The sequence below is a fragment of the Streptomyces sp. NPDC058864 genome (assembly GCF_042742985.1).
Classification (GTDB): domain Bacteria; phylum Actinomycetota; class Actinomycetes; order Streptomycetales; family Streptomycetaceae; genus Actinacidiphila.
Genome location: NZ_JBHYMQ010000001.1, coordinates 220,184 through 241,981 on the forward strand (window position 1 = coordinate 220,184; position 21,798 = coordinate 241,981).

The 21,798-nt window shown below is 72.9% G+C and carries 16 protein-coding genes and 1 pseudogene; 8 read left to right on the forward strand and 9 right to left on the reverse strand.

Annotation, left to right across the window (positions count from 1 at the left end; all coding sequences use genetic code 11):
• The first annotated feature begins 200 nt into the window (after nt 1-200).
• The 3 genes from ilvA to ACFW3D_RS01050 all read left to right on the forward strand — a co-directional run bounded on the left by ilvA (nt 201) and on the right by ACFW3D_RS01050 (nt 3,376).
• A complete protein-coding gene (ilvA, locus tag ACFW3D_RS01040) occupies nt 201-1,361 on the forward strand; it encodes a threonine ammonia-lyase (protein WP_500500161.1) in 1,161 nt (386 codons plus the stop codon).
• Between the two features lie 198 nt (nt 1,362-1,559).
• Nucleotides 1,560-2,522, forward strand: coding sequence for an ATP-binding cassette domain-containing protein (locus tag ACFW3D_RS01045; RefSeq protein WP_500499892.1), 963 nt, complete (start codon nt 1,560-1,562; stop codon nt 2,520-2,522).
• Entirely contained in the window at nt 2,519-3,376 is an 858-nt protein-coding gene (locus ACFW3D_RS01050; RefSeq protein ID WP_500499894.1) for an ABC transporter permease, read from the forward strand. The genes ACFW3D_RS01045 and ACFW3D_RS01050 overlap by 4 nt, the downstream gene beginning before the upstream one ends.
• 83 nt (nt 3,377-3,459) lie before the next feature.
• On the opposite strand, the gene greA is transcribed toward ACFW3D_RS01050, so the two are convergent.
• Both greA and ACFW3D_RS01060 read right to left on the reverse strand, forming a co-directional pair.
• The gene (gene greA, locus ACFW3D_RS01055) at nt 3,460-3,957 is read right to left on the reverse strand and encodes a transcription elongation factor GreA (protein ID WP_500499897.1); all 498 of its coding nucleotides are present in this window, start codon (nt 3,955-3,957) and stop codon (nt 3,460-3,462) included.
• Between the two features lie 179 nt (nt 3,958-4,136).
• Nucleotides 4,137-4,547 (reverse strand): DUF4307 domain-containing protein, encoded by a 411-nt coding sequence (locus tag ACFW3D_RS01060; protein ID WP_500500164.1) that lies wholly within the window; start codon nt 4,545-4,547, stop codon nt 4,137-4,139.
• A gap of 107 nt (nt 4,548-4,654) precedes the next feature.
• On the opposite strand from ACFW3D_RS01060, the gene mca reads away from it, so the two are divergent.
• Together mca and ACFW3D_RS01070 are read left to right on the forward strand one after the other, a co-directional pair.
• Nucleotides 4,655-5,527: a mycothiol conjugate amidase Mca gene (gene mca, locus ACFW3D_RS01065; protein WP_500500166.1), complete on the forward strand. Its 873-nt coding sequence runs from the start codon at nt 4,655-4,657 to the stop codon at nt 5,525-5,527.
• Nucleotides 5,528-5,531: 4 nt separating this feature from the next.
• Nucleotides 5,532-5,774, forward strand: coding sequence for a hypothetical protein (locus ACFW3D_RS01070; RefSeq protein WP_500499899.1), 243 nt, complete (start codon nt 5,532-5,534; stop codon nt 5,772-5,774).
• 48 nt (nt 5,775-5,822) lie between these two features.
• On the opposite strand, the gene ACFW3D_RS01075 is transcribed toward ACFW3D_RS01070, so the two are convergent.
• Together ACFW3D_RS01075 and ACFW3D_RS01080 are read right to left on the reverse strand one after the other, a co-directional pair.
• Entirely contained in the window at nt 5,823-6,134 is a 312-nt protein-coding gene (locus ACFW3D_RS01075; protein WP_500499902.1) for a hypothetical protein, read from the reverse strand.
• A gap of 87 nt (nt 6,135-6,221) precedes the next feature.
• Nucleotides 6,222-9,386, reverse strand: a complete 3,165-nt coding sequence (locus tag ACFW3D_RS01080; RefSeq protein ID WP_500499905.1) for a tetratricopeptide repeat protein — start codon at nt 9,384-9,386, stop codon at nt 6,222-6,224.
• Nucleotides 9,387-9,618: 232 nt separating this feature from the next.
• On the opposite strand from ACFW3D_RS01080, the gene ACFW3D_RS01085 reads away from it, so the two are divergent.
• The gene (locus ACFW3D_RS01085; protein WP_500499907.1) at nt 9,619-12,993 is read left to right on the forward strand and encodes a S8 family peptidase; all 3,375 of its coding nucleotides are present in this window, start codon (nt 9,619-9,621) and stop codon (nt 12,991-12,993) included.
• Nucleotides 12,994-13,052: 59 nt separating this feature from the next.
• On the opposite strand, the gene ACFW3D_RS01090 is transcribed toward ACFW3D_RS01085, so the two are convergent.
• The 3 genes and pseudogenes from ACFW3D_RS01090 to ACFW3D_RS01100 form a co-directional block, all read right to left on the reverse strand.
• Entirely contained in the window at nt 13,053-14,051 is a 999-nt protein-coding gene (locus ACFW3D_RS01090) for a helix-turn-helix domain-containing protein (RefSeq protein WP_500499909.1), read from the reverse strand.
• 118 nt (nt 14,052-14,169) lie between these two features.
• Complete coding sequence (locus ACFW3D_RS01095) at nt 14,170-15,441, reverse strand: hypothetical protein (RefSeq protein WP_500499911.1); 1,272 nt, start codon at nt 15,439-15,441, stop codon at nt 14,170-14,172.
• Nucleotides 15,442-15,643: 202 nt separating this feature from the next.
• A pseudogene (locus tag ACFW3D_RS01100) lies at nt 15,644-15,847 on the reverse strand (DNA-binding protein); the annotation flags it as partial.
• Between the two features lie 207 nt (nt 15,848-16,054).
• Between ACFW3D_RS01100 and ACFW3D_RS01105 the strand changes: the two are divergent.
• On the forward strand, nt 16,055-18,085 hold the full coding sequence (locus ACFW3D_RS01105; RefSeq protein WP_500499912.1) for a thioredoxin domain-containing protein: 2,031 nt from the start codon (nt 16,055-16,057) through the stop codon (nt 18,083-18,085).
• Nucleotides 18,086-18,146: 61 nt separating this feature from the next.
• Here the strand turns inward: ACFW3D_RS01105 and ACFW3D_RS01110 are convergent, their stop codons facing one another.
• Both ACFW3D_RS01110 and trhA read right to left on the reverse strand, forming a co-directional pair.
• Nucleotides 18,147-18,758 carry an acyl-CoA-like ligand-binding transcription factor gene (locus tag ACFW3D_RS01110; RefSeq protein ID WP_500499914.1) on the reverse strand — a complete coding sequence of 204 codons (612 nt, stop codon included), beginning with the start codon at nt 18,756-18,758 and terminating at the stop codon, nt 18,147-18,149.
• 169 nt (nt 18,759-18,927) lie between these two features.
• The gene (gene trhA, locus ACFW3D_RS01115) at nt 18,928-19,629 is read right to left on the reverse strand and encodes a PAQR family membrane homeostasis protein TrhA (RefSeq protein WP_500499916.1); all 702 of its coding nucleotides are present in this window, start codon (nt 19,627-19,629) and stop codon (nt 18,928-18,930) included.
• A 255-nt stretch (nt 19,630-19,884) separates the two neighbouring features.
• Here trhA and ACFW3D_RS01120 point away from each other — a divergent pair, with 255 nt between their 5' ends.
• Nucleotides 19,885-21,696, forward strand: coding sequence for a phosphoenolpyruvate carboxykinase (GTP) (locus tag ACFW3D_RS01120; RefSeq protein WP_500499920.1), 1,812 nt, complete (start codon nt 19,885-19,887; stop codon nt 21,694-21,696).
• Nucleotides 21,697-21,798 lie beyond the last annotated feature (102 nt).

Genomic DNA, 21,798 nt, shown 5'->3' on the forward strand with positions numbered 1-21,798 from the left:
AGGTTGGGAGAAGAGTACGCGGAGAGCGTCACCCCGGGACCCCGCCGCGGAAAACTCCTCGGTCCGTCCGGGCGCCGGCCGCTGCTGCAAGACTGGGGACCATGGAAAGCCCCGCAAGTCAGGCACGTCGTACGGCCCGCGCGACGGTGGTCGCACGGCCGTGTCCGGTCACCATCGACGATGTGCGCGGCGCGCACAAGATGCTGTCGGGTGTGGCGCGCGTGACGCCCATGGAGGGCAGCCGGTACCTGTCCCGTCTGGTGGCCTCGCCGGTGCATCTGAAGTGCGAGAACCTGCAGCGCACGGGCTCGTTCAAGGTGCGCGGCGCCTATGTGCGGATCGCCGGTCTGCGGCAGGAGGAGCGTGCGGCGGGCGTGGTCGCGGCGAGCGCCGGCAACCACGCGCAGGGCGTGGCGCTTGCCGCGTCGCTGCTCGGGGTGCGCTCCACCGTGTTCATGCCGTCCGGCGCCCCGCTGCCGAAGGTCGCGGCGACCCGTGAGTACGGGGCCGAGGTGAGGTTGCACGGGCACGTCTTCGACGAGACGCTGCGCGCCGCCCAGGAGTACGCGCAGGAGACGGGTGCGGTCTTCATCCACCCCTTCGACCACCCGGACATCGTCGCCGGGCAGGGCACGGTGGGTTTGGAGATCCTGGACCAGTGCCCGGAGGTGCGCACGGTCGTCGTGGGGATGGGCGGCGGCGGGCTCGCGGCCGGTGTGGCGGTGGCGGTGAAGTCGGTGCGTCCGGAGGTGCGGGTCGTCGGGGTGCAGGCGGCGGGCGCGGCCGCGTACCCCCCGTCGCTGGCGGCGGGGCGGCCGGTGGCGCTGGACTCGGTGGCGACCATGGCGGACGGGATCAAGGTGGGCTGCCCGGGGGAAGTGCCGTTCGCGATCGTCCGTGACCTGGTGGACGAGGTGCGCACCGTCACCGAGGACGAGCTGTCGAGCGCGCTGCTGCTGTGCCTGGAGCGGGCGAAGCTGGTGGTCGAGCCGGCCGGGGCGAGCCCGGTGGCGGCGCTGCTGTCGCGGCCGGAGTCCTTCGACGGGCCGGTGGTCGCCGTGCTGTCCGGCGGCAACGTCGACCCGCTGCTGATGGAGCGCACCCTGCGGCACGGCATGGCGGCCGCCGGGCGCTACATGTCCTTCCGGCTGCGGCTCACGGACCGGCCGGGGGCGCTGGCGGCGCTGCTGGAGATCCTTTCCGCGAGTGACGCAAACGTGCTGGACATCGCGCACGTCCGCACGGATCCTCGGTTGGGGCTGACGGAGGCCGAGGTCGAGCTGCACCTGGAGACCCGCGGCCCCGAGCACCGGTCCGCCGTGGCGGAGGCGCTGCGGACGGCGGGGTACGTGCTGCTCTGAGGCCGTTCGGGCCGGATTGTCAGTGGCGTGCGGCATGGTGGAGTCGGGTGTCGTGGACGCGGGACGGCGCGTGAGGGCGGAGAGCGGATAATCCGCTTGACGCGATATATCGCGTCTGGGATGCTCGCGACACATCGTGGTGCGCTGCCGTGCGCCCAACAGTCCCCATGCACCCAAGCCCCGAATCGGAGACATCGCATGCCAGGCGCCATCCATGCCGAAGGTCTGGTGAAGACCTTCGGCGACGTACGGGCACTGGACGGAGTGGACCTGGACGTCCCTGAGGGGACCGTCCTGGGCCTCCTCGGCCCCAACGGGGCCGGGAAGACGACCGCCGTGCGCGTCCTGACCACCCTGCTGCAGCCCGACAGCGGCAAGGCGGTCGTGGCCGGCATAGACGTGCTGAAGCACCCCAACGAGGTGCGCCGGCAGATCGGCCTGTCCGGCCAGTTCGCCGCGGTCGACGAGTACCTCACCGGCCGCGAGAACCTGCAGATGGTCGGCCAGCTCTACCAGATGAGCGCCCGGGACGCGAAGGCCCGCGCGACGGAGCTGCTCGAGCGCTTCAACCTCGCCGAGGCCGCCGACCGCACGGCCAAGACGTACTCCGGAGGCATGCGGCGCCGGCTCGACCTGGCGGCCGCGCTGGTCGTCAGGCCGCCGGTGATGTTCATGGACGAGCCGACCACCGGCCTCGACCCCCGCAACCGCCTCGCGCTGTGGGAGGTCATCCAGGACCTGGTCGCCGGCGGCACGACGCTGCTGCTCACCACGCAGTACCTGGAGGAGGCCGACCACCTCGCCCACGACATCTGTGTGATCGACCACGGCAAGGTCATCGCCCGCGGCACCTCGGACGAGCTCAAGGCCCGGACCGGCGGCGAGCGGGTCGAGGTCGTCGTCCACGACCGCGACCACCTGGTGACCGCCACCGAGGTGCTGGGCGGCTTCGGCAAGGGCGAGGCCGCCGTGGACAACCACACCCGGCGGATCACCGTTCCGGTCGCGGGCGGCGCCAAGCTGCTCGCCGAGGTCATCCGCGAGCTCGACACCCGCGGCATCGAGATCGACGACATCGGTCTGCGCCGGCCCACGCTCGACGACGTGTTCATGTCCCTCACCGGCCACGCCGCCGAGGAGAAGGAAGAGGAGTCCCAGTGACCACGGTGACCGACGCGGTCCCCACCAGCGCGCCGCGCACCTCCAACCCGCTCGTGCAGTCCGTCCGCGACTCGCTGGTGGTCGCCCGGCGCAACCTGATCCGCATGCTGCGCATCCCCGAGGTCGTGATCTTCGGCCTCGTGCAGCCGATCATGTTTGTGGTGCTGTTCAGCTACGTCTTCGGCGGTTCCATGAACGTCGGCGGCTCCACCAGCCCCGCGCTCTACCGCGAGTTCCTGATGGCGGGCATCTTCGCCCAGACCGTGACCTTCGCCACCGCGGGCGCCGGCGCGGGCATCGCGGACGACATGCACAAGGGCCTCATCGACCGCTTCCGGTCGCTGCCCATGGCCCGCGGCGCGGTGCTCACCGGCCGCACCCTGGCGGACCTGGTGCAGACGGCCCTCACCGTCGTCGTGCTCGCGATCGTCGCGGTGCTCGTCGGCTGGCGCATCCACGAGGGTCTGCCCAAGGCGCTGGCCGCCTTCGGCCTGCTGCTCCTGCTCGGCTACGCCTTCTCCTGGATCGGCGCCCTGATCGGCCTGTCCGTCCGTACCCCGGAGGCGGCCACCTCCGGCGGCCTGATCTGGCTGTTCCCGCTGACGTTCATCTCGAACGCCTTCGTGGACTCCAACCAGATGACCCCCTGGCTGCGGCACATCGCCGAATGGAACCCGTTCAGCGCCACCGTGCTGGCCTGCCGGGAGCTGTTCGGCAACCTCCCGCCCGGCTACCAGACCCCGGACGTCTGGCCGATGCAGCACCCGGCGCTCGCCTCGGTGCTGTGGTCGGTCGTCATCATCCTGGTCTTCCGCACCCTCGCGGTGCGCAAGTACCGTTCGGCGACGGCCTGACGGCGGCCCGCGGGCGCCCGCCCGCGGCACGCGACGAGCCCCCGGCCTTCCGGCCGGGGGCTCGTCCGTGTTCTCGGGGCGCGTCAGCCGCTGTGCGGCTTGGCGTCGAGGATCTTCACCGAGGCCTTCCTGCCGTTCGGGAGCTCGTACGTGGCGTCCTCGCCGACCTTCTTGCCGTTCACGCCCGAGCCGAGCGGGGACTGCGGCGAGTAGGTCTCCAGCTCGGAGGAGACGTATTCACGGGAGCCGAGCAGGAACGTCAGGGTGTCGTCCGGGTCGCCGTCGAAGGCGATCGTCACGACCATGCCGGGCGCGACCACACCGTTGTCCGCCGGGGCCTCGCCCACCTTGGCGTGCTGCAGGAGCTGCGTCAGCTGGCGGATCCGGAGTTCCAGCTTGCCCTGGTCCTCGCGCGCCGCGTGGTAGCCGGCGTTCTCCTTGAGATCGCCTTCCTGGCGGGCTTCCTCGATCTTGGCGACGATCTCGGCGCGTGCAGGACCAGACAGGTGCTCCAGCTCGGCCTTGAGCTGGTCGTACGCCTCCTGGGTCAGCCAGGTGACGTTCTCGCTGGTCTGGGTCACAGGTGCTCCTCGTCGAACTCGAACTCGCTTGCTTACAAATGAACGCCCTACCCAAAAAGATGCGTCTTCGCGGGAGGGCGAAACCACGAGCGTAACAATTCCCCCCGACAATCGGCGAGAGGAAAATCATCAGGAAGTCATCGGCCCAGGTCAAGAGGTGAATGGCCGGGCAGGTCGGATCAGGCGGCGGGTTGGCAGCCGACCAGTTCCGCGGAAGTCCCGCGACTCGTGGTGCGAATGGTGACGACGGTGTCGATGCGACTGGTGTGCTGATTGAGGCGAACGTCCTTGCGGCCCACCTCGCCGTGGTCCTCGGCGAGCGAGCGCAGGGTGCACACCGCCGTGACCCCGTCGTCCTTGCGCACCTCGATGTGGACCTGGACCTCCTGGTCGGAGACGACCTGGAACTTGATCACCTCGGCGCTGACCTCGGTCCCGGTGAGCTTGTCCCAGCCGATCCAGCCGACGAACAGCAGCAGGACGACGCCGAGCACCGAGCCGACCAGCCGCAGCCTGCGGTCCGCGCGCGCGTCGGCGTCGGCACCCCGCCCGTACCGTCCCTCGGGCAGTCCGTCGCGCACCGCGCTCATCATCCAGTCCTCCCGGGGCCCGGGGAATCCCGCCTTGGAATCAAACAGCCCCTCGCTTCGGTCACTATAGAAGCCGCTACTTACGACCCATGACTGAGGATCCGACCTTGACCGAGCAGCTGCGACTGATGGCCGTGCACGCACACCCCGACGACGAGTCCAGCAAGGGCGCGGCCACCATGGCCCGGTACGTCTCCGAGGGCGTCGACGTCCTGGTCGCCACCTGCACCGGTGGCGAGCGCGGTTCCGTGCTCAATCCCAAACTGCAGGGCGACACGTACATCGAGGAGCACATCCACGAGGTCCGCGCCAAGGAGATGGACGAGGCGCGCGAGATCCTCGGCGTCCAGCAGTCCTGGCTCGGTTACGTCGACTCCGGGCTCCCCGAGGGCGACCCGCTGCCCCCGCTGCCCGGGGGCTGCTTCGCCCTCCAGGACGTGGACGAGGCCGCGGGCACCCTGGTGAAGCTCATCCGCGAGTTCCGCCCGCACGTGATCACCACGTACGACGAGAACGGCGGCTACCCGCACCCCGACCACATCATGACCCACAAGATCTCGATGGTCGCCTTCGACGCCGCGGGCGACCCCGAGCGCTACCCCGAGGCCGGCGAGCCGTGGACGCCGCTGAAGCTCTACTACAACCAGGGCTTCAACCGGCAGCGCACCGTCGCCCTGCACGAGGCGCTGCTCGCCCGCGGGCTGGAGTCCCCGTACGGCGAGTGGCTGGAGCGCTGGCAGACCGCCGACCGGCCGGAGCGCAACATCACCACGCACGTGCCGTGCGCGGACTTCTTCGAGATCCGGGACAAGGCGCTGCTCGCCCACGCCACCCAGATCGACCCCGACGGCGCCTGGTTCCACGTGCCGATGGAGCTCCAGAAGGAGGTCTGGCCCACCGAGGACTACGAGCTCGCGAAGTCCCGGGTGGACACCTCCCTCCCCGAGGACGACCTCTTCGCGGGCATCCGGGAGAATTGAGCGCGTGAACGCGACACTCGGCACGGCCGCAGCCCAGCTCGTCCCCCTGGCCGTCAAGGACCTGGACGAGAACAAGGTGACGCCCGGCCTCCTCGGCTTCGTCATCTTCGCCCTCATCGGCCTCTCCCTGTGGTGGCTGATGAAGAACATGAACAAGCAGTTCAGGAAGATCGACTTCGAGGAGCAGCCGTCGGAGCAGGCCAAGGCCTCCACCGCCGGCTCCCCGGGCCCCGGCCGCACGGGCTGAGGCACACCGGCACCCCCTCCCGCCCGGGAGGGGGTGCCGGCGGCGCGCTCACTCCGGCGCGGCGACCGTGACCCGTGTGAAGAGCAGCGGGACACCCTCGTCGTCGGAGCGGGTGTACGAGGTCCGCACCGCGACCACCCGCACGTCGTGGTCGTGCACGGCGACGTGCCCGCCGACGGCCGGGACGGGGAGCGCGCCGCTGGAGACGATCACGGCCAGGGGGTCGCCGGCGTCCTCCGCCGCTTCCCACACGAAGGTGATCGTGTGGCGCACCAGGCTCTCGTTGTAGATGCTGGCCTCACGCGGCAGCGCCTGCTCCCGGTCGCGGATGGGCTGGAGCGCAGCGGGCAGCCGGTCCATGGTTCGTCCTCTCGCGGTCGGTCCCCGTCGTGATTGTCGCCCGGCGGGCGCCGCGGCGCCCGGCGGGCGACATGCCGGGCCGGGCCCTCAGCCCTCCACCGCCCGGTCCACCGGCACGGCCATCACCATGCGGGCACCCCGCGACGGCACCATGCCCAGCCGCCACGCCTCCCACGGCGTGCCCGGCTGCACACCGCGCTCCAGCAGCAGGGCGTAGGCCTCCGCGTACTCCTGCAGGTCCAGGTCGCGGCCCTCGTACGCGTCGTCCGTCAGCCGGGCGAGCCCCTGCCGTGCCTCCTCGGCGCCCTCCCGCGAGAGCAGCGGCAGCAGCGTGCACTGCAGGAACCGCGCCCACGCCAGGCCGCGCCGGTCGTCCATCCCGGCGAAGAGCCGCTCCGCCTCCCGGGCCAGTTCCAGGGCGGCCGGGACCCGGCCGTTGCCTGCGTCGATGACGGCGAGCTCCACACAGGACCAGCCCTCGCCGTGCGGCACCCCGACGCGGTGGAAGTCGGCGCGGGCGTCCTGCAGGAGCTGGCGGGCGAAGCCGCTGTTGCGCAGGTTGCCGGTGAGCGCCGCCCGCTGGTCACGGGTGACCCGCGCGGAGTGGTGGCGGGCGCAGGCCAGCCCGTAGACGTCCCGCATCCGGCTGAACATGGTGCGCGAGCGCTCCAGGGCCCGCAGGGCCGCTTCCAGCTCGCCGCCCTCCTCCAGCGCCTGGCCGAGGTAGTACAGCGACCACGCCTCGCCGCGGGCGTCCTCGTTCGCCCGGTGGCGGGACAGGGCGTCGCGCAGCAGGTGCTGGGCGGCGCCGGCGTCCCCGCGCAGCAGGCGGGCACGGCCGAGCTGGGTGGCGGTCCAGGCCTCGCCGCGGGGGTCGCGGGTCGCGGCGTAGCACTCGCCCGCGGTACGCAGCTCGCTCTCGCCGCGCTCGGCGTCGCCGAGCCGCAGCAGCAGCTGGCCCAGCTGCAGGTGGGCCCAGGCCTCGCCGTGCACGCTCTCGCTCTCCCGGTGCAGGGCCAGCGACTCGGTCAGCAGCCCGTGCGCCTCCGCCAGCCGGCCGGCGTCGCGCAGCACCGCCGCCAGCGCGTGCTGCGTCCAGGCCCGGTCGGCCCGCAGCTCGTCGCCGGCCTGCAGCTCCAGGGCCTCCCGCAGTTTGCCCTCCGCCTCCCGCAGGCTGCCCTGCTGGTGCAGCGTGATGCCCAGGCTGCACAGGGCACGGGCGGCGCCCGCCGGGTGCTGCGCCTCGAAGTAGAGGTCGACCACCGACGACAGCGTGGAGCGGGCCTTGTCCAGCTCGCCGAGCTGCCGGGCGGCGATGCCGGTGCGCCACTGCACCGAGCGGACCAGCACCGACTGGTCGGCCTCCCGCTGGTGCCCCTGGGCCAGCTCGCTGATCTCGCCGAGCCGGTACAGGTCGCCGCGCAGCAGGCAGTAGTCGCACAGCGCGCCCAGCAGGTGCTGCACCACCCGCTGGTCGACTCCGTCGGAGTGCCGCAGAGCCGCGGTGATGAAGCTGGACTCCTCGTCCAGCCAGCGCAGTGCCTGGTCCAGCGAGGGGAAGCCCTGCGGCCCGAAGCGGTCGGCCCGGGTCGAGGTGCGGCCGTCGACGAGCCGGATGACCGCGTCCGCCAGCTCCGCGTAGCTGCGGATCAACCGCTCCTGGGCGGACGCCCGCTCGGCCGGGTCCTCCTCGTCCAGCAGGCGCGCGTGCGCGAAGCGCCGTACGAGGTCGTGCAGCCGGTAGCGGCTGCCCCGTACGTGCTCGATGAGGCCGGCCGCGGCCAGCTCGCCCAGCCGCCGGGCCGCCTCCTGCTCCTCCGCCCCCAGCAGCGCCGCGGCGGCCGCCGCACCGAGGCTGGTCCGCCCGGCGAGCGCCAGCCGGCGCAGCAGCCGGCGGGCCGGCTCGGGCTGGTCGTGGTAGCGCAGGGCCAGCGCCCGGTCGACGGGGCCCACCGGGCCGTACGCCGCCAGATCGGCCGCCAGCCGCTCCGTGCCCCGGTCGGGCAGCGAACTGCCCGCGATGCGCAGCGCGAGCGGCAGCCCGCCGCACAGCCGCCGTACGGCGTCGGTCGCGGCGTCCCCGCCCGCCGCCGCGACGGCTCCGGGCGCGAGCCCGGCCAGCAGCTCCCGCGACGCCTCCGCCCCGAGCGGGTCGACCGGCAGCGCGTACACGCGGGCCGCCGGTACGTCGAGGTCGATCGGTTGGGCCGACGTGACGAGGACAAGGCTGTCGGAGCGCTCCGGGACCAGGGCGCGGATCTGCTCGGGCCCGGCGGCGTCGTCGAGGACGATCACGACGGGCACGTCGGTGAGGTGCTTCTGGTACTGGTCGGCCAGGCGCCGCAGATGCTGCTCCTGGGAGGTGCGCTCGCGGAACAGGAGCTGTTCGCGGGGCGCGCCGAGCCGGTTGAGCAGGTGCAGCAGCGCGTCCCGTACGGGCAGCGGGCGCTCCCCGGGCGCGGCGCCGCGCAGGTCGACGACGCAAGCGCCGCGGAACTGGTCCTTGAGCTGCTGCGCGGCGCGCACCGCGAGCGTGGTGCGCCCCGAACCCGCCTCGCCGTGCAGGACGACCACGACGGGCTCCGAGGCGGGGGAGACCCGCGCCTGGTGCACCCACTGGGCGATCTGCCGCAGCGGGTCCCGGCGCCCCGCGAACGGCCCCTCGGTGGCGGGCAACTGGCCGAAGGACTGCTCCAGGACGCTGCGCCCCCGCGCGGCGGCGCTGCGGTCGGTGCGGCGCTGCGCCGGCACCTTGGCGGGGGCCGGTGCGCCGCGCCGGCGTTCCAGGAACGGCCGTACACCGCGCTGCTCCACGGCCTCCAGCCAGGCCCGCCGCAGGTCCTGCGGCCGGGTTCCGCCGCCGCCCGTCGTCAGCGCGGCCGTCACGGCCGCCCCGGCGAGCGCCACCACGCCGCCGACGCCGAGCGCCGTGGACGTCGGGGTGCCCCAGCCGAGGTCCGCCACGCACGCGGCTACGGCGGCGACCGCGGTCACCAGTGCCGGGGTGACCAGCGACGACCGGCGTCCCGCGCGTTCCGCCGCCAGCGCGGAGGTGTACGCGGCGTACTCGGCGGCCGCCTCGGCCGCGATCTCGTCGACCGCCGCCCGTGCCTGCCGCAGCGCGTCCTCCGTCCCGCCCGAGCGGCCGCCCTGCGGCTCACCGGCGACGGCGCGTTCCAGCAGCCGTAACACCTCGGCCCGGTCGGACGTGCTCAGTTGCGTACGCCGTTGCGACGTCTGCTTCGTCACCACTGGCCCCCTCGGTAGCCGCCCGCCCCCAAGTGTCCTGCCGAACGCGCCACATCGCGACACCGCGTGCCCAGGTGGACACGCCCGGACGTGCCCGGACGGCCCGGCGCGGGGTGCGGCTCGATCGCCTTTTGGGTGCCTTTGCGGCTCATGTGACCTGGCGCAAAGGTGACTTGTCCTCTGACCGACAGGCGAAAGTGCTGACCGCGGCCGGTGACGGCGCCACGCTCGCCGCATGAGACAGATGAACTACAGGTGGCGGCCGGGGGCCGGACACCCCCGGCCGCAGTACGTGGCGGCCGCCGCCCTCGCCGCGGTGCTGGCGGGTCTGACCGCCACCCCCGGCGCGGCCCAGGGCACCGAGCGGACCGATCGGGCCGTGCGGGGCGAGGCGGCCGGCGCCACCGGCTCCGCACGGCAGCAGGTCACCCTGATCACCGGTGACCGCGTCACGCTGGAGACGGCCCCGTCGGGCGGGCAGAGCGTCTCGGTCCAACCGGCCGCGGGCCGCGAGCACATCACCTTCGTCAAGCGTCAGCACGGCCGCGACTGGACGGTCATACCCGTCGACGCGCTGCCCCTGATCGCGGCGGACCGCCTCGACAAGGCGCTGTTCGACGTCTCGGCCCTGGCCAGGGGGAAGTACGCCGAGCGGTCGGGGCTGCCGCTCATCGTCCAGTACGCGGGAGACGCGGCCACCGCCGAACGCCGGCTCACCGCCGCGGGCGCCGACGGGGTGCGTGCCATCCCCGGGACCCCCTTCGCGACCCTCGGCCAGGACCGCGAGGACGCCGCGGAGTTCTGGAAGGGCATCGCCCCCGCCGGGGCGGGCGCCACGTCCTTCGACGCGGGCGTCCGCCGGGTCTGGCTCGACGGCCGGTCCGAGGTCCGGCTCGACCGGACGGTGCCGCACATCGGGGCGCCGCAGGCCTGGGCGAAGGGCTACAAGGGCGACGGCGTCAAGGTCGCGGTGCTCGACACCGGCTACGACCCGGACCACCCGGACCTCAAGGGCCTCATCGAGGAGTCCGCGAACTTCACCACCGAGGCGGACACCGACGACCTGCACGGCCACGGCACCCACGTCACCTCGACCGTCGCCGGTTCCGGCGCGGCCTCCGACGGCCGGTTCAAGGGTGTCGCGCCCGGTGCGCGGATCCTGTCGGGCAAGGTCTGCAACGCGGGCGGCTCCTGCGACGACTCCGACGTCCTCGAAGGAATGGCCTGGGCCGCGGAGCGCGGCGCCAAGGTGATCAGCCTCAGCCTGGGCGACACCGACACCCCGGAGACCGACGCCCTCGAGGCCATGGTCGAGACCGTCACCCGCGACCACGGCGTCCTGGTCGTGGCCGCGGCCGGCAACAGCGGTCCCGGCAAGGTCGGTTCCCCCGCCTCCGCCGACCGCGCGCTGGCCGTCGGCGCCACCGACATCGACGACGAGCTCGCCCACTTCAGCTCGGTCGGCCCGCGGGTGGGCGACTTCGGCCTCAAGCCCGACCTCGTCGCCCCGGGTGTCGGCGTCGTCGCCGCGCGGGCCGGCGGCACCACCATCGACGACGGCTACACCGCGATGGACGGCACCTCGATGGCGACCCCGCACGTCGCCGGTGCCGCGGCCATCCTCTTCCAGCAGCACCCCGACTGGACGCCGGAGCAGGTCAAGCGCCAGCTGATGCAGTCGGCGGCGGCGGGCAAGGAGCGCGGCGCCTACTTCCAGGGCGCCGGCCGGGTCGACATCGCCCGCGCCGTCGAGCAGGAGGTCACCGCCGGGACCACCGCGGCGGACTTCGGGCAGATCCGCTGGTCCGACGGCCCGCGGCCGCCGGTGCGGAAGACGATCACCTACCGCAACCCGGGCAGCGCGCCGGTCACCCTCGGCCTGTCCCTCAACGTCTCACGCGACGCGGGCGAGCCCGCTCCGGAGGGCCTGTTCCGGCTCGGCGCCGACGAGGTCACCGTGCCCGCCCACGGCACCGCGGACGTGACCGTCACCGCGACCCCGGAGACCGCCACGACCTACGCGGCGTACAGCGGCGTGGTCGTCGCGGCCACCGCCGACCGGGCCGTCTCGGTGCGCGTCCCGGTCGGCATGGACGTCGAGCAGCCCTCGCGCAGCCTCCGCATCACCGTGAAGGACCGCTCGGGCAAGGCCCCCGCCCACGCCTACCTGATCGTCAGCTCGGCCGGCGGCGACTCCCGCGAGGTGGAGCTGCACGGCACGTCCGGCACCGAGCTGAGGGTGCCGCGCGACGGCAGGACCTACTCCGTGAACGGCTTCCTCTTCGACGCCGAGTACACCGAGGCCACCGTGGTGGGCGCGCCGGAGGTCGTGATGAGCGCCGACCGGGACGTCGTCATGGACGCCCGGAGGGCGAGGCCCGTCGAGGTCTCGGCCCCCAGCCGCTCGGCCCGCATCAGGTACGCCGAGATCGGCACCGTCGGCCTGGACGGGAACCTGTTCTCCGCCCCCGTGAACGACGCGGTCGGCGGCGACCGCATCGAGAACGTGTACGCCGTCCCGACGGCGACGTCCAAGGACTCGGCGTTCACCTACCTGGTCAGCACCATCTGGGTCGATCCCGCGGGCACCGACGGCAACCCCTCCTCGGTCTACTACCTCACCCGCCCGGTGCGCGGGGCGATCCCGGCGGACCCCGGCTACCGCCCCCGCACCTCGCAGCTGGCCAAGGTGAACTCGACCCTGGCCGCCACCGCGCCGGACACCACCGCGTACCGCAGTGTGTGGCTGAGCCTCGGCAAGGCCCGCTGGGTCCACGGGATGGACGGACTCCCGCTCCCGAACCGGCGGGTCGACTGGTTCTCGCCGTCCGGGGACCTGCGCTGGCAGAGCGTCTTCGAGCAGAACTTCTTCACCGATCCGGACGCCCACGGGCAGAGCTTCCTCAGCCGCCTGCACAGCTACAAGGCCGGCACCTTCGAGGAGCGCTGGAACCAGGGTGTCCAGGGCTCGGGCTTCTCGCCCGAGGCGATGATCACCTCCCGCGAGGGCGACGCCATGACGTTCGCGATCCAGGACGCCGCCAACGGGAACCTCGACGTGGTGGCCGGAACGACGTCCAGCAGCCGGCCGAAGTGGGAGCTGCGGCGCAACGGTGAGGTCGTGTCGACGAACCGGGGCTTCGCCACGGTGCCGGCCGACGCCACCCCGGCCGAGTACGTCGCGACGTTCGAGCAGGAGCGCGACCTCGTGCCCAGCACCATCTCCACGAGGCTGCGGTCCGAGTGGCGGTTCCGGTCGCAGACGACGGCGACCCGGCAGGCACTGCCGCTGCTGGCCGTGCTCATGTCGCCCCGCCTGGACGAGTGGAACCGGGCCGAGGCCGGACGCCGCTTCGACATCCCGACGCTGATCCAGCGTCCGGTCGGCGCGGCCGAGTCGCCCGTCAGCACCTTCACCGCCGAGGTCTCGTACGACGAGGGCCGGACCTGGCACCCGGCCAAGGTCAAGGGCTCCGGGACGAAGCGCACCGTGACCGTGGATCACCCGCGCCGCTCCTCGGCCGGTTCGGTCAGCCTCCGCACCCACGTCAAGGACGCGGCGGGCAACTCCTTCAAGCAGACCGTGATCAAGGCCTACCTGCTGAAGTGACCGGGGCCTGCGTGCCGGGCCCCCCGGATCCGTCCGGCGGGCCCGGCACCGCCCTCCTCTCAGAGCCAGTTGCGGCGGGCCGCGTGCCAGCCCAGCTGCATGCGGGTGGCGACGCCCGCGAGGTTCATCAGCCCCTGGATGCGCCGCTGGACCGTGCGCTTGCTCACCCGCAGCTGCCCGGCGATCGCCTCGTCGGTCATGCCGGCCACCATCAGGGAGAGCAGGTGCCGGTCGTCCGCGACCGGCGCCGCGGGATCCTCCGGGCCCGCACCGCCGATCTGCCCCTCCTCGGTCACCCGCAGCGGAGCGCCGACCTCCCAGTAGTGCTGGAACAGGTCGATGAGCGCCTCCAGCAGGCTGCTCTCCCGCACCACCGCCGTCTTGAGCTCCCGGGGTCCGGCGGGCGTGCCGGCGGAGGAGAGCGGAAGCACGGCCAGCGACCGGTCGGCAACCGCCATCCGCAGCGGCAGCCGGGGCACCGCGCGGGCGGCCTCGCCGGCCCGCACCCCCTTGACGACGTTGTCGACCGCGCCGGGATCGTCGAAGTAGGCCTGCTCGTACAGGACGCGGTAGAGCACGCCCCGGCCCAGCGCGTCGTACTCCTCGCGGTTGCTGCCCGCGGGCATGGCCACGTACCGGGCCTTGCAGAACCACAGCATCTCGTGGCGGGCGCCGTCCTGGAGCTGCCGCAGGCGCTGCCGCAGCGCGGCCGCGCCGCTGATGACCTCGATCGCCTCCCCCGCACCCCAGGACCGCGCGCTGCGACGGTAGGTCTCCACCAGCCCGAGCACCACGGCCCGGTCCTGCTCCAGGGCTTCCGCGCGGCGCTGGAGCCGGGGTACGAGGGCGACCTCCGGCGGGATCACCGCGTACGCGCCGGGACTCTCCTCCACCGCGTACACCAGCCCCTTGGCCTCCAGCGCGAGCAGCAGTCGTCCGACCGCCGGGGGGCCGAGGTCGGTACGTCCGGAGATCGCCTCGGCGGACGCCGACTCGGCGACGAGCAGCAGCCGGTACACCTCGGCCTCGGCGGCCGTGAGACCCATCGTCTCCAGCATGTTGCCCCTCTCCGCTCACCGTCCGGCGCTCGATTCCATCAGCACGACCGGCCGCGGACAACGTCCGTTGCCGCGGGCAACCGGGCACGCCGGGTGGGGAGCGGACGGGCGGGAGCCGTCAAGGCCGCCGGTCGGCGCGGCGGCGCACCGCCAGGACGGCGCCCGCGCCGAGGACCACGGCCGCGGCAGCGGCGGCGCCGAGGGGCAGGGCCGGACCGGAGCCGGTGTTCGCCAGGTCACCGCCGGTGGAGGAGGAGCCCGAGGTGTCCGTCGAGCCGCTGCCGCCCGTGGCGGTGCCCCCGGAGCCGGACGCCGAGCCGGAACCGCCGGCGGAACCCGAGCCGCCGGTGGAGGACGTCGAGCCGCTGCCGCCGGTGGAGTCGCTGCCGCCCGCCGAGTCGCCGCCGCCCGTGGTGGGCGCCCCGGCGACGTCGAGCAGGATCTCCGCGGTGTCGTTCGATGTGACGGTGTCGAAGGGCCGGGAGGGCTGCCCCGCGAATGCCACCGAGCCCTTGGCCCCCGGCACCGCCTTGTCGATCCTCAACGTGAAGTCGTAGGTCTCCCCGCCGTCCTCGTTGACCCAGGCGTTGCCCGAGCCGCATTCGTACGTCCCCGACCCCAGGCTCCTGCAGAACCCGTCGGCCTTGGTGACCGACGTACCGGCCGGCATCTTGATGCGGACGCGGACCACCGGGACGCCGATGCCCCGGAACGCCCAGCCGGGCCCGGCGTTGGTGAACTTCACCGCCAGCGGGACCGTGTCGCCGACCTTGCCCGCCAGATGGGCACCCGTCACCTGGAAGTCGGCCGTGTTCTCGGTGGTGACCTGCACGGTCGCATAGGCCTCGTCGTGCCCGGCGGGCACGTCGGGCCGCTCGACCAGCTTCACCGCGGGCCCGGTGCCCGGTACCGGCTGGGAGGTGTTGTCGCCCGGCCAGGGCATGTCGCTGCGGACGGACACGATCACCTGGTCGTACAGGGCGTGGTCGAGTGCCTTCAGGGTCGGCATCTTCTCGGGCGCGTAGACGACACCGGGTCTCACGGTCTGGTCGAACTCGCAGTCGACGACCGAGCGGCCCGGCACCTCGTCGCCGCCGCGGGCCTCGTAGGACACGCAGTTGGAGGGCAGTTCGGTGTGGCTGAGACCCCGGGTGACGGAGTACCCCATCCAGACCTTGTCGAGCGTCTCGGTGCCTGCGTTCGTGAAGGAGACCGGCACGCCGAACTCGCTGCCGGGCTTCACCCCGTCGATCGCGGCGATCTCGTCCAGCACCAAGGTGTTTTCCGGGTCCGCGGCGCCGGCGGGTGCGGCACCCAGCGCCAGCAGGGCCGCGGTGGCGGCGGCGGCGGTCCGGCGGAGGGCGCGACGGCGGGGAGAAGTGGAAGGCATCTGATCCTCTGCGTGAAGCGGATGCTGCGGACGGATGAAGAACGGGCGAACGCGCGATTGCGCAGAGGAGACTCGCGTCGTCGCCGAAGGGTTGCACGGGCCGGCGGATCGGGAGGAGCGGGGGGTCCCGGTGCTGTTCAGCGTCGGGTGCAGCTCGTGCCACTGGTGCCGGTGACTACGTAAAGGCAGTAGTCAGGGCCCCTCAGACATCGATGGTGCCTACGCGGTCGCCGCAGAGTTTCGACCGGTCGTCCCGGTGCGAGGTGAGGACCGGAACGGGGGCCGGGGCGCGCAGGGCCATCGCGGCGACGAGAGCGTCGATCGCGTACTTGTGCCCGTGGAGGCCGCCCGCGTCCAGCAGCAGGCGTACGGCGGTCACCGAGTCTGCTCGGCCGACCGGCTCGACCTACGACAAGGGCTATTACAGTTCCGGGCGGCGGCCCCACCCGGGTCACACCCCGTATGTCGTAGGGCTCCGTGGCTGTGGAATCCGTCGAACGGGGGGCGGGTGTTCGCGCTCACGGCAGGCCCAGTGGTGCGGCCCCCGGGTGACAGGCGGGGCGCGGCGAGGACGCAGTGGGTCAGCGCCGCCGGGATGGGCAAGGATGGGGTCATGCCGAACCGCCTCGCCGACGCGACGTCGCCGTATCTCCTCCAGCACGCCGACAACCCGGTCGACTGGTGGCCCTGGTCGCCGGAAGCCTTCGCGGAGGCACGCGAGCGCGGGGTCCCGGTGCTGCTGAGCGTCGGGTACAGCTCGTGCCACTGGTGCCACGTCATGGCCGGCGAGTCCTTCGAGGACGAGGCGACCGCGGCCTACCTCAACGAGCACTTCGTGTCGGTGAAGGTGGACCGCGAGGAACGCCCCGACGTCGACGCCGTCTACATGGAGGCCGTGCAGGCAGCGACCGGGCAGGGCGGCTGGCCGATGACGGTCTTCCTGACGCCGCAGGGCGAGCCGTTCTACTTCGGCACCTACTTCCCGCCCGCCCCGCGCCACGGCATGCCCTCCTTCCGGCAGGTGCTGGAGGGCGTCGAGGCGGCCTGGCGCGAACGGCGCGACGAGGTCGGGGCCGTCGCGGCGAGCATCGTGAAGGACCTGGGCGGACGCTCGCTCGCCCTCGGCGGGACGGCCGCCCCGGGGGAGGAGCAGCTCGCGGCGGCGCTGCTGGGGCTCACCCGGGACTACGACGCCACCTACGGGGGGTTCGGCGGGGCGCCCAAGTTCCCGCCGTCCATGGCGCTGGAGTTCCTGCTGCGGCACCACGCCCGCACCGGCTCCGAGGGCGCGCTCCAGATGGCCGCCGACACCTGCGAGGCGATGGCCCGCGGCGGCATCTACGACCAGCTCGGCGGGGGCTTCGCGCGTTACTCCGTGGACCGGAAGTGGGTGGTGCCGCACTTCGAGAAGATGCTCTACGACAACGCCCTGCTCTGCCGGCTCTACGCCCACCTGTGGCGCGCCACCGGCTCCGACCTGGCCCGCAGGGTCGCCCTGGAGACCGCCGACTTCCTCGTCCGCGAGCTGCGCACCCACGAGGGCGGCTTCGCCTCCGCGCTCGACGCCGACAGCGACAAGCCGGGCGGCGGCCACGGCGAGGGAGCCTTCTACGTCTGGACCCCGGCGGAGCTGGAGGAGGTGCTCGGCAAGGCGGACGCGGCCCTGGCCGCGGAGTACTTCGGGGTGACCGAGGACGGCACCTTCGAGGAGGGCGCCTCCGTGCTCCAACTCCCCGCCGACGGAGGGCTGGTGGACGCGGAGCGGATCGCCTCGGTGCGCGAGCGGCTGTTCGCCGCCCGGGAGGGGCGGCCCCGCCCCGGCCGGGACGACAAGGTCGTCGCCGCCTGGAACGGGCTGGCGATCGCCGCGCTGGCCGAGACCGGCGCGTACTTCGAGCGCCCGGACCTCGTCGCGGCCGCCGTCGAGGCCGCGGACCTGCTGGTACGGGTCCACATGGACGAGCACGGCCGGCTCGCCCGGACCTCGCGGGACGGCACGGTGGGCGGCAACGCGGGCGTCCTGGAGGACTACGGCGACGTCGCGGAGGGCTTCCTCACGCTGACCGCGGTGACCGGCGAGGGCGTGTGGCTGGACCTCTCGGGGCTCCTGCTCGACTCCGTGCTGCGGCACTTCACCGGAGAGGAGGGCACGCTCTTCGACACCGCCGACGACGCCGAGACGCTGATCCGCCGGCCGCAGGACCCGACCGACAACGCCGCCCCCTCGGGGTGGACGGCGGCGGCCGGCGCGCTGCTGTCGTACGCCGCGTACACCGGCTCCTCGCGCCACCGCGAGGCCGCCGAGCAGGCGCTGGGCGTCGTGGGCGCCCTGGCCGGCCGGGTGCCGCGGTTCATCGGCTGGGGCCTGGCGGTCGCCGAGGCGGCGCTCGACGGGCCCCGCGAGGTCGCCGTGGTGGGCCCGGCCGGCGACGCGGCGACGGTCGCGCTGCACCGCACCGCGCTGCTGGGCACCGCCCCGGGCGCGGTGGTCGCGGTGGGGGAACCCGGCACCGACGAGTACGCCCTGCTCGACGGCCGCCCGCTGCTCGACGGCCGCCCCGCGGCCTACGTCTGCCGCCACTTCGTGTGCGCCGCGCCGACCGCGGACCCGGAGGCCCTGGCGGAGCAACTGGGCACCCGCTGAGGCCTCGCGGCGCGCCGTCCCCCTGCGGGCGGTCCGTCGCGGACACCGTTCGCGCCACGGGCTAACGGCAGAGGTTGGCCGCGAGCAGTTCCAGTGAGCGGTCGAGGACGGCGGCGAGGTCGGCGGTGCCGTCCGAGTCGAGCCAGTGGAAGACGGCCTCGGACCAGGCTCCGGTCAGCGCCCCGACGACGACCCGGATCTCGAGGTCGTCGGCCGGGCGCCCGAGGCGCTCGGCGGTGACGGAGGCCAGCAGCCGGCTGGACTCCTGGATGTTCTCGCCCATGCGGGCGCGGACTGCGGGCACCGAGCGCACCAGGCGCAGCCGTTGCCGCATCTCCTCGAACTCGTCCTCGTCGGCGGGCATCGCGCGCAGCGGGCCGAGCAGGGCGTGCCGCAGCGAGGCGACGATGGGCTCGTGGGCCGGGCGGGCGCGCAGTGCGGCCACGATGACGGGGTTGCACCCGTCGGCGAGGACGATGTCCTCCTTGGTGGGGAAGTACCGGAAGACCGTGCTGGCCGAGACCTCGGCCGCGTCCGCGATCTGGTCGACGGTGGTGCCGTCGTACCCCTGCGCCTCGAAGAGCCGGTGGGCCGCCCGGCGGATGGCCCACCGGGTCCGGATCTTCTTGCGCTCGCGCAGGCCCGGTCTGGTCGGTACGGTCACGCCGGTCATTGTCGTGCATCGGCTGGGGCGGGGCCATCCGCGCGGTGCCGGAGCGGAATGCGGCAGTCACCGTCAAATGGCAGTGGCTCTCAAAGAGGAGTGGTCGTTCACCCCGGGCACGCGAAGGGCCCCGCGGACCGCCGTCGCGGTCCTCGGGGCCCCGGGCCTTCGCGGAGGGCTACGCGTGGTTGTAGGCCACCAGCGAGATCCCCACGTAGTGGACGATGAACGCGGCCAGCGTGAACGAGTGGAAGACCTCGTGGAAGCCGAAGAAGCGCGGTGAGGGGTTGGGGCGCTTGGTCCCGTAGATCACCGCTCCGACGCTGTACAGCAGGCCGCCCACGACGATCAGGACGAGCACCGCGATGCCGCCCTTCCGCATGAAGTCGGGCAGGAAGAACACCGCCGCCCAGCCGAGCGCGATGTAGCACGGGGTGTAGAGCCAGCGCGGCGCGCCCACCCAGAAGACCCGGAAGGCGATTCCTGCCAGGGCGCCGGCCCAGACCAGCCAGAGCAGGACCTCCTGCTTGCCGTCCGGCAGCAGCAGGAGCGTGAAGGGCGTGTAGGTCCCCGCGATGATCAGGAAGATGTTCGCGTGGTCCAGTCTGCGCAGCACCGACGAGGCCCGGGGGCCCCAGTCGCCGCGGTGGTAGAGCGCGCTCACACCGAAGAGCGCGCAGGCGGTGAGCGTGAACACCGCGCAGGCGATCCGCCCGCGGGTGCTCTCGGCGAAGGCGGTCAGGACGACCCCCGCGACGAGGACGGCGGGGAACATCCCGGCATGGAGCCACCCCCTCAGCTTGGGCTTCAAGGGGGCGGCGGCGGATGCGAGTTCTTCAAGGGCGGCGGGCACAACGGGAGTCTCGTCCACGGAGCTCATGAAATCAATGCTACCTACGGTTGCGTAGGTTACCGATCCGTAGTAGGCGGTGTCGCCCGGCGTTGGGAGTGGCGATGCTCACCCCACGCGCCCTGGACAGATCGCGTTTCCTGTCCTGATACTCATATGAGTGCGGACGGCACCGGATGAGCATCCCACGACAGCAGCATCCGGGTCGCAGCCCCCAAGGGGCCGACAACAACACCCTCGGAATCTGACGCCAGGTGAGTGCACACCGGGCGGAACGGAGCGATCGTGGCGCGCGTCAAAGCGGCTCCCACCAATCACCAGGAACTGATCGCATGGGTCGGCGAGGTCGCCGAGCTGACCCAGCCGGACGAGATCGTGTGGTGCGACGGCTCCGAGGAGGAGTACCAGCGCCTCGCGGACGAGCTCGTCTCGAAGGGCACCTTCAAGAAGCTCGACCCGATCAAGCGCCCCAACTCGTACTACGCCGCCTCCGACCCGACCGACGTCGCTCGTGTCGAGGACCGCACCTTCATCTGCTCCGAGGAGGAGCAGGACGCCGGCCCGACCAACCACTGGAAGGCCCCCGCCGAGATGCGGGAGATCTTCAGCGGCGAGAACGGACTCTTCCGCGGTGCCATGCGCGGCCGCACCATGTACGTCGTCCCGTTCTGCATGGGCCCGCTCGGCTCCGAGCTGTCCGCGATCGGCGTGGAGATCACCGACTCCGCGTACGTCGCCACCGCCATGCGGACCATGACGCGCATGGGCCGGGACGTGCTGGACGAGCTCGGCGAGGACGGCTTCTTCGTCAAGGCCGTGCACTCCGTCGGCGCCCCGCTGGAGCCCGGCCAGGAGGACGTCCCGTGGCCGTGCAACTCCACCAAGTACATCTCGCACTTCCCCGAGAGCCGTGAGATCTGGTCCTACGGCTCCGGCTACGGCGGCAACGCCCTGCTGGGCAAGAAGTGCTACGCCCTGCGCATAGCCTCGGTCATGGCCCGCGACGAGGGCTGGCTGGCCGAGCACATGCTGGTCCTCAAGCTCACGCCGCCGCGCGGAGAGGCCAAGTACGTCGCCGCGGCCTTCCCGAGCGCCTGCGGCAAGACCAACCTCGCCATGCTGGAGCCGACCGTCCCCGGCTGGACCGTGGAGACCATCGGCGACGACATCGCCTGGATGCGCTTCGGCGAGGACGGCCGCCTCTACGCGATCAACCCCGAGGCGGGCTTCTTCGGCGTCGCCCCGGGCACCGGCGAGCACACCAACGCCAACGCCATGAAGACCCTGTGGGGCAACTCGGTCTTCACCAACGTCGCCCTCACCGACGACAACGACGTCTGGTGGGAGGGCATGACCGAGGAGCTTCCGGCCCACCTCACGGACTGGAAGGGCAACCCCTGGACCCCGGAGTCCGGGACCCCGGCCGCCCACCCCAACGCCCGCTTCACCGTCCCCGCCGCGCAGTGCCCGACGATCGCGCCGGAGTGGGAGGACCCCAAGGGGGTGCCGATCTCGGCCATCCTCTTCGGCGGCCGCCGCGCCTCGGCCGTGCCGCTGGTGACCGAGTCCTTCGACTGGCAGCACGGAGTCTTCCTCGGCGCCAACGTCGCCTCCGAGAAGACCGCCGCCGCCGAGGGCAAGGTCGGCGAGCTGCGCCGCGACCCCTTCGCGATGCTGCCGTTCTGCGGGTACAACATGGGCGACTACTTCGGCCACTGGGTCGAGCTCGGCCGGCGGCACGACCCGGCCAAGCTGCCGAAGATCTACTACGTGAACTGGTTCCGCAAGGACGCGGACGGCCGGTTCGTGTGGCCGGGCTTCGGTGAGAACAGCCGGGTGCTGAAGTGGATCGTCGAGCGCCTCAACGGCCAGGCCGAGGGCGTCGAGACCCCGATCGGCGTGCTGCCGGCCGAGGGCTCCCTGGACACCGCCGGTCTGGACATCTCCCAGGAGGACCTCGACCTGCTGCTCTCCGTCGACGTCGAGACCTGGCGGCACGAGGCCTCGCTCATCCCGTCCCACCTGGAGACCTTCGGCGACCACACGCCGAAGGAGCTGTGGGACGAGTACCGGGCCCTGGTCGAGCGCCTGGGCTAGCTGGGCCCCGGCCTGTGCCCCACCGGATTCCGGGCGGCCCGGCCCTCCCCGTGCGTGCGGCGCGGGCGGGCGGCCCGGTGGTCCGCACGGCCCGGCCGCGGG

Bases quoted from the DNA above. Each gene is read 5' to 3' on its own strand.
- ilvA (WP_500500161.1), top strand. From the start codon at position 201: ATGCTGTCGGGTGTGGCGCGCGTGACGCCCATGGAGGGCAGCCGGTAC.
- ACFW3D_RS01045 (WP_500499892.1), top strand. From the start codon at position 1,560: ATGCCAGGCGCCATCCATGCCGAAGGTCTGGTGAAGACCTTCGGCGAC.
- ACFW3D_RS01060 (WP_500500164.1), bottom strand. From the start codon at position 4,547: ATGAGCGCGGTGCGCGACGGACTGCCCGAGGGACGGTACGGGCGGGGT.
- ACFW3D_RS01075 (WP_500499902.1), bottom strand. From the start codon at position 6,134: ATGGACCGGCTGCCCGCTGCGCTCCAGCCCATCCGCGACCGGGAGCAG.
- ACFW3D_RS01085 (WP_500499907.1), top strand. From the start codon at position 9,619: ATGAGACAGATGAACTACAGGTGGCGGCCGGGGGCCGGACACCCCCGG.
- ACFW3D_RS01090 (WP_500499909.1), bottom strand. From the start codon at position 14,051: ATGCTGGAGACGATGGGTCTCACGGCCGCCGAGGCCGAGGTGTACCGG.
- ACFW3D_RS01095 (WP_500499911.1), bottom strand. From the start codon at position 15,441: ATGCCTTCCACTTCTCCCCGCCGTCGCGCCCTCCGCCGGACCGCCGCC.
- ACFW3D_RS01105 (WP_500499912.1), top strand. From the start codon at position 16,055: ATGCCGAACCGCCTCGCCGACGCGACGTCGCCGTATCTCCTCCAGCAC.
- ACFW3D_RS01110 (WP_500499914.1), bottom strand. From the start codon at position 18,758: ATGACCGGCGTGACCGTACCGACCAGACCGGGCCTGCGCGAGCGCAAG.
- trhA (WP_500499916.1), bottom strand. From the start codon at position 19,629: ATGAGCTCCGTGGACGAGACTCCCGTTGTGCCCGCCGCCCTTGAAGAA.